Origin of the sequence: Saccharibacillus sp. WB 17 (assembly GCF_008634075.2) — a bacterium.
Lineage (GTDB): Bacteria > Bacillota > Bacilli > Paenibacillales > Paenibacillaceae > Saccharibacillus > Saccharibacillus brassicae.
The window spans coordinates 202,740-209,520 of the sequence record NZ_VPFK02000010.1; the positions used below are offsets into that span (position 1 = coordinate 202,740).

Here is a 6,781-nt window from a genome sequence, read left to right on the forward strand (position 1 = left end):
ATGGGGAACATGGCGGATAAGGAAAACGGCAGCGGGCGGAACGAGCCGGACTTGGCGGCGCAGCAGAAGCAGCACGCGGTGTCCCGCTGGCGGTTGATTCTGGGCGAAGCGGCCCAGAAGCCGCTTGAAGGCATGAACGGGCCCGGCGGCCTGCATTTGACGGAGGAAGAAGCGATCATGGACGCGGCGTTGGCGGCGATCTACGACGACACGACGGACGGCGCGCCGTCGGCCGGCGGTTCGGGCCGCGGCACGGGCGGAAGTTCGGGCGGACGCGCGGCGGGCGGCGGACGAGGTTCCGTCAATCTGTCGCGCTGGCTCGGCGATGTGCGCAGCCTGTTCTCGGAAGACGTCGTCTCGATCATCCAGAACGACGCGATCGAGCGGCGCGGCTGGAAGCAGCTGCTGTTCGAGCCGGAGCTGCTCGCTTCGGTCAAGCCGGATATCCAGATGGTCGGAACGCTGATGGCGCTCAAAGGCAAAATTCCCGAGAAAACCAAAGAAACGGCCCGCATGCTCGTCAAAGCGGTCGTAGACGATCTCATGTCCCGCATGAAGGAAGACATGCAGCGGGCCGTGACCGGCGCGCTCAACAAGCGCCAGCATACGCCGCTGCCTTCGCTTAGCGGACTGGACTGGAAGCGGACGATCCAGCGCAACCTGAAGCATTACGATACCGAGCGGAAGATTCTGATTCCCGAACGGTTCTACTACTTCGACCGGGCTCGGCGCAGCAAGGAATGGACCGTCATTCTCGATATCGACCAGAGCGGTTCCATGGCCGAATCGGTCATCTGGGCTTCGGTGACGGGCGCGGTCTTCGCCAGCATGCCGGCGCTGGATACGCGCGTCGTCGTGTTCGATACGGAAGTCGTCGACCTGACCGAGCAGTGCGCCGACGATCCCGTCGACATGCTGTTCGGCATTCAGCTCGGCGGCGGAACCGACATCAACAAGTCGGTCGCCTACTGCGAGAACTTCATCGAAGATCCGAAGAAGACGCTGTTCATCATGGTGACCGACCTGTACGAAGGCGGCAACCAGTCGGCGCTCGTGCGCCGGATGCGCGAGATGCGCGAATCGGGCGTACGGACGCTCTGTTTGCTGGCGCTCTCCGACAGCGGCCGCCCGTTCTATGACGAGCGGCTGGCCCGGCAGCTGGCGAGAGACGGCACGCCGTGCTTTGCCTGCACGCCGGCCATGCTGCCCGAACTCGTGGCGGGTGCGCTGCAGGGACAGGACATGAGCGCGCTGGCCAAAAAGCTGACGCCGGAAAAAGGCTGAGGAGGCGTTAAGATGGCCAAGTTGCCCGAACTGATCATTCGGCGCCCGGTTCCCGGCGATATCGCTTCGGCCGGCCAGGTGTTCGAATCGGCGATCGCGGACGCTTTTGCACGCGAAGGATTGAATGACGTACCCGAAGAAATCGAAGACGAAATTTCGCATAAAAAAAGACTGTTGTCGGAAGCGTTGAGTCAGGAGGCGGCGGACCAGGCGCCGCCCTTCTTCCTCGTCGCCGAGCACGGCGGCGACGTCGTGGCCACGATTTCGTTCGGCCCCTGCGGCGAGAACATTCGCGAAAGTGCCGAAGGGCGGCTGAACGAAGTAGGAGAGCTCGGCAGCCTGTATGTCCGGCCGGACCTGCAGGATCGCGGCATCGGGTCGGCGCTGATCGCGGCCATGACGGAGGAGCTGCGCCGCCGCGGCATTCGCCAGTTCTGTCTGGACAGCGGATATGCCCGGGCGCAGGAGCGCTGGACGCGCAAATTCGGCCCGCCGCATATCGTTGCCGCGGACTATTGGGGACCGGGGATGCCGAATATGGTTTGGTTGTGCACGGTGAATAATGCTGCCGATTACGACAAATCGAGAGCAGCCCTGCTCAAGGAAGCGGAAGCGTATATCGGGAAGTATCGCCAGTATGCTTTTTTCCGCGAACCGGATACGCCGCAGGAGCTGGAATCGCTCAAAATCATGCAGCCGCGCTACCTATCCACCTATGAACCTTTGCAGGAATTCCCGCGGCTGGAGCGGCTGGAATTCGGCACGACCGATTCGAAGATGACGATTCCCGACCTGTCGGGGCTCGAAGCGGCAGCCGGGCTGAAGCAGCTTGCTTTCGTCTCGAAAACGACGGTGAAGCGCGGGATCGAAGCGATCGCCGGACTGCGCCGGCTGGACACGCTGCATCTGGCGGAGCTGGCGCAGGCCATTCCGCCGAATCTGCTGTCTTCGCTGCCCGAACTGCGGCAGCTCAGCCTGTCGCGCTTGAATTACGAGAGCCCGACGGCACTGCCGCCGGCGCTTGAGAAATTGCAGCTGCAATTTAACGAATTGCAACGGATTCCCGACTACGACCGGGCGCCGACGGTGCGCGAATTATCGCTCGGAGCGATCACCTGCCGCCTTGAAGACCTCGATTCGCTGTCGGTCTTCCCGAACGTCGAGCAGGTGCGGCTGATGACGCCCAAGTCGCTGAAAGACCTTTCGCAGGCCGCCCGCCTTCTCCGGCTGCGGGTGCTCGACGCCAATTTCTGCATGGCTGCGGATCTTGGCGGGTTCCATGCGCATCCGGCCATCGAGGAGCTGAGGCTGAGGGGGTCGGGAGTCGTCAGTTTGCGGGAGATGGGCGTCTGCCCGGCGCTGCATACGCTTTACGTGGAGAAATCGAAGCTGGCGTCGATCGAAGGCATTCGCGAGCAGTTTCCGAAGCTTGAACATTTGTGGATCTGGGGCACGAAGGTCAAAGACCTGCGCCCGCTCGCCGGCATGAGCCGGTTGAACAACCTCGACGTCACGATGCTCAAGCCCAAGACGTGGGACTTTTTGCCGACGCTGATCGGGCTGGAGCGGCTTGATCTGTCCAAAACGTCTTTTGCCGATCCGGGGCTGCTGCTTGAACTTCCGGTGCTCAAATGGGTACGGTTGTCCGGCAGCCAGGCGCAGTCGGGCACACAGGAGTGGCTGGAGCTGGAGCGGCTGATGCAGGCGCGCGGCGGAGAGTTGGTACACCGCTGACTGCCTGCATCCTGCGCGGCGAGTGCCTGTCCGAACGGCCACTCCGGAAGGGCGGCCAGAGCGCGGACAGGGAACCGTCGAACGCTGAACGGGAGATCCGGTACTCAAGGGCATATCGCCGAAAAAAAACAAAAAAAGGCGACCCTGACGGGCGCCTTTTTGCATCTTTTTGCATATCGAATACGTTCGCCGACTTGCGTCTGTCCGTGGTAGGCGGATAGAATCAAGCGATCTCCGCGTCTTCCGGCACGATGACCTGAACATGCGAAGGCAGGATATGCATCTCGATCGGCAGCGCAGGTCCGGGTTCGCCGTCGACGTTCGTCTTGACCGGCTCCGTGGAGGAGACGCTGACGCGTTTGGTCGTGAAGTATTCCACGTCCTTATGCGCTTTGAGATTGCCGAGCAGCAGCGAGAAGCCTGCCGTCAGCGTGTTGAAGATGTTCAGATCGTGCAGGATGAAGCAGTGCAGCAGTCCGTCGTCGACGGAAGCGTCCGGCGCCAGATTCTCGAAGCCGCCGACCGAGTTGGTCAGCGCGGCGATGAAGATCGGCGCGTCGCCTTCCCACGTTCCGCCGTCGTGCGTGATGCGCAGCGGCGAGACCGAATTGCCGAGCAGTTCTTTGGCGCCCTGCTTGAAATAAGCGAACGCGCCGAGCTTCGACTTCTCTTCGGACGTGACGGACGACAGGGCGTCGGCGAGCGATCCGGCCGCGACCACGTTCGCGAACAGCTGGTCGTTGATCCGGGCCATGTCGACCTGGCGCAGCCGCGTCGAATTCAGCGTATGGATCGCCTGGTCGGGATCGAGCGGAATATGGAGCGCCCGGGCAAAATCGTTCACGGTGCCGAGCGGAATGACGCCGAGCTTCGGACGATGCGGCTGATCGAGCAGCCCGTTGATCGTCTCGTGCAGCGTGCCGTCCCCGCCGACGGAGACGACGAGGTCGAACTTGTCCTGGCAGGCGGATACGCAGAATTTGGTGGCGTCCAGTTCCTGTGTCGTTTCTTTGACGACGACGTCGTAGCCCGCTTCTTCGCGCAGCGCGTCTTCGACTTTGCGGACGTATTCAAGCGCCTTCTCTTTGCCTGAAGACGGATTCATTATAATCATGGCCTGCTTCACGAAGCAGCTCCCCCGTTCTGATATGGAATAGGCTTGCACTTTTTCTTTACCCAGAAAACGGGCGATCGTCTCCATTTTTGGAGGCGCGGAGGCGCGATATTTCGGCAAGACGCCAGGCACGGCCGTCCAAGACGTCGAAGAGGACGGACAAAAGATCGGTTATAATGAACAGAGTTCACGAAATGCCCGGGCATGACCCTGCCGCAGGGCCGAAGGAGAGAGCAGCAATGAGCGAGCAAAAAACGTCTGCGGACGATCTGAAACTGCGCATCGAGCGCCATATCGAAGCGATCGCCGCGTTCACGTCCACGCCGGGTCAGGGTACGACGCGCCTGACTTACAGCGAGCAGGACCGGCAGGCGCGGACCTATATCAAGCAGGTGATGACCGAATACGGGCTTGAGGTGCGGGAAGACGGCTTCGGCAATATTTTCGGCAAACAAGAAGGGACGATCGAAGGCGCGCCGAGCGTGCTGATCGGATCGCATTTCGATTCGGTGCCGAGCGGCGGCTCTTACGACGGTCCGGCGGGCGTGATCGCGGGGCTCGAAGTCGCGAGGTTGTTCCGGGAAAACGGGCTGACGCCCAAGTATCCGCTTGAAGCGATCGCGATGATCGAAGAGGAAGGCGGCCGGTTCATCGGCGGGCTGCTCGGTTCGCGCGCCATGCTCGGCGCTATCTCGCGCGAGGAGTTCGCCAATACGAAGGACAAGGACGGCATCACGACGCTCGAAGCGATGCAAGCGATCGGACTGGACCCGGAGCTGCCGGGCAAGCGGGACGCGCAGAGTATCAAAGCGTTCCTTGAGCTGCATATCGAGCAGGGGCCGATTCTGGAAGAGGAAGGTCTTCCGATCGGCATCGTCGAAGCGATCGTCGGCCTGACGCAGATTCAGATCACGGTGCGCGGCAGCGCCGGCCATGCCGGCACGATGCCGATGGAACGCCGCGCCGACGCGCTGGTCGCCGCTGCGAAGATCGTGGCCCGGCTGCCGGAACTTGCGCGCGAGCAGGGCGGCGGGACGGTCGCGACGATCGGTCGGCTGAACGTTTTTCCGAACGGGGCGAACGTTATTCCCGATCGGGTCGTGTTCACGGCCGACCTGCGCGCGGGACGCGAAGAAGACGTGCTGGGCATGCTTGAAAAAGCGGAAGCGTTGGCGCGTTCGGCGGCGGGCAGCGGGATCGAGGTCGATATCGAGCGCCAGCTGTATATCCGGCCCAAGCGCATGAGCGGTAAAGTGCGGGAACTGCTGGAAAAAGGCAGCGAATCGCTCGGCGTCCCTTATCGCGCGCTCAACAGCGGGGCGGGGCACGACGCGATGATCTTTTCCGATTATACCGACGTCGGCATGCTGTTCGTGCCGAGCCGCGGCGGACTCAGCCACTGCCCGGAAGAATGGTCGGATGCGGCGGATATCGCGCGTGCGGTCGGGATTTTGTATGAGGCGGCGAAGGCGCTGACGGAAGCCGATTAGAAGAGAGCCGAGGCCGCCCTTCGCCCCGAAGCCGATCCGGGTGTCGCCGAATGTTCGGTTTTGCGGGTTGTGGAGAAGCGGCCGCCTGTGGCACCATGAAGAGAAGAGAACGAACGCGAGAGAAAAGAGGAATGAAACTTATGAATGAACTGCCCAACTGCCCGGCCTGTAACTCCGCATACACGTACGAAGACGGCAATCTGCTCGTCTGTCCGGAATGCGCGCACGAATGGACGCCGGGAGCGGAAGCGCCGAGCGGCGCGGAAGCGGAGAAGAAAGTGCGCGACGCCAACGGCAACGAACTGCGCGACGGCGATTCCGTCACCGTGATCAAAGACCTCAAGGTCAAAGGAAGTTCGTCCACCCTGAAGATCGGCACCAAAGTCAAAAATATCCGGCTGGTCGACGGCGATCACGATATCGACTGCAAGATCGACGGCTTCGGCGCGATGAAACTGAAGTCGGAGTTCGTGCGCAAAGCCTAAAAAAGCATTCGGAGGACTGACAACGATGACACAGAAATTCGACGATCCGCTGTCCGAATCGGGCGCTTACCGCGCACGCTTCAGAGGCGACTGCGAGAACTGCTTCGGCTTGTGCTGCGCGGCGCTGCCTTTTGCGGCCTCGGTCGATTTTGCGATCGACAAAGCGGCCGGCGAGCCCTGCCGCAACCTGCGCGACGATTTTCGCTGCGGCATTCATACGAAGCTGCGCGGCAGCGGATTTCGCGGCTGCACCGTCTACGACTGCTTCGGCGCGGGCCAGAAAGTGTCGCAGCAGACGTTCGGCGGCGTGAATTGGCGCGAGCGGCCGGAGACGGCGCGCGCCATGTTCGAAGTGCTGCCGATCGTCTGGCAGCTGCACGAGCTGATGCTGTACCTGACCGAGCTGCTCGGCCGCTCCGCGGCCTCGAAGCTCCATCCGCAGCTGGGCGAGGCGCTCGCGGAGATCGAGCGCCTCACGCAGCTTGAACCCGACGCTCTCCTGAAGCTGAGCGTCTCCGCGCAGCGCGCGGAAGTGAACGGGCTGCTGCTCGAAGGCAGCGAGCTCGTTCGGGCCGAAGCGCTGCGCCGCAAGGCTGCGCGCGGCGCAGAGCCGGCGCGCGGGCGGCAGCACCCGCGCGGGGGCAAGGCCGGCCGCCGGGGCCGCAGGCCGGCTA

At 62.5% G+C, this 6,781-nt stretch carries 6 protein-coding genes; 5 read left to right on the top strand and 1 reads right to left on the bottom strand.

Annotation, left to right across the window (positions count from 1 at the left end):
* A complete protein-coding gene (locus FTE24_RS03620) occupies window positions 1-1,284 on the top strand; it encodes a VWA domain-containing protein (protein WP_415663142.1) in 1,284 nt (427 codons plus the stop codon).
* 12 nt (window positions 1,285-1,296) lie between these two features.
* Window positions 1,297-3,018, top strand: coding sequence for a GNAT family N-acetyltransferase (locus FTE24_RS03625; RefSeq protein ID WP_150234167.1), 1,722 nt, complete (start codon window positions 1,297-1,299; stop codon window positions 3,016-3,018).
* 223 nt (window positions 3,019-3,241) lie between these two features.
* Here FTE24_RS03625 and FTE24_RS03630 read toward each other — a convergent pair whose 3' ends face one another.
* Window positions 3,242-4,144 (bottom strand): YegS/Rv2252/BmrU family lipid kinase, encoded by a 903-nt coding sequence (locus FTE24_RS03630; protein WP_150234165.1) that lies wholly within the window; start codon window positions 4,142-4,144, stop codon window positions 3,242-3,244.
* Window positions 4,145-4,371: 227 nt separating this feature from the next.
* Here FTE24_RS03630 and FTE24_RS03635 point away from each other — a divergent pair, with 227 nt between their 5' ends.
* The 3 genes from FTE24_RS03635 to FTE24_RS03645 form a co-directional block, all read left to right on the top strand.
* Window positions 4,372-5,622 carry a Zn-dependent hydrolase gene (locus FTE24_RS03635; protein ID WP_150234163.1) on the top strand — a complete coding sequence of 417 codons (1,251 nt, stop codon included), beginning with the start codon at window positions 4,372-4,374 and terminating at the stop codon, window positions 5,620-5,622.
* 140 nt (window positions 5,623-5,762) lie between these two features.
* Window positions 5,763-6,107 (top strand): zinc ribbon domain-containing protein YjdM, encoded by a 345-nt coding sequence (locus tag FTE24_RS03640; protein ID WP_141447663.1) that lies wholly within the window; start codon window positions 5,763-5,765, stop codon window positions 6,105-6,107.
* A 25-nt stretch (window positions 6,108-6,132) separates the two neighbouring features.
* A partial coding sequence (locus tag FTE24_RS03645) for a pentapeptide repeat-containing protein (RefSeq protein WP_160441634.1) occupies window positions 6,133-6,781 on the top strand: 649 nt, incomplete at its 3' end.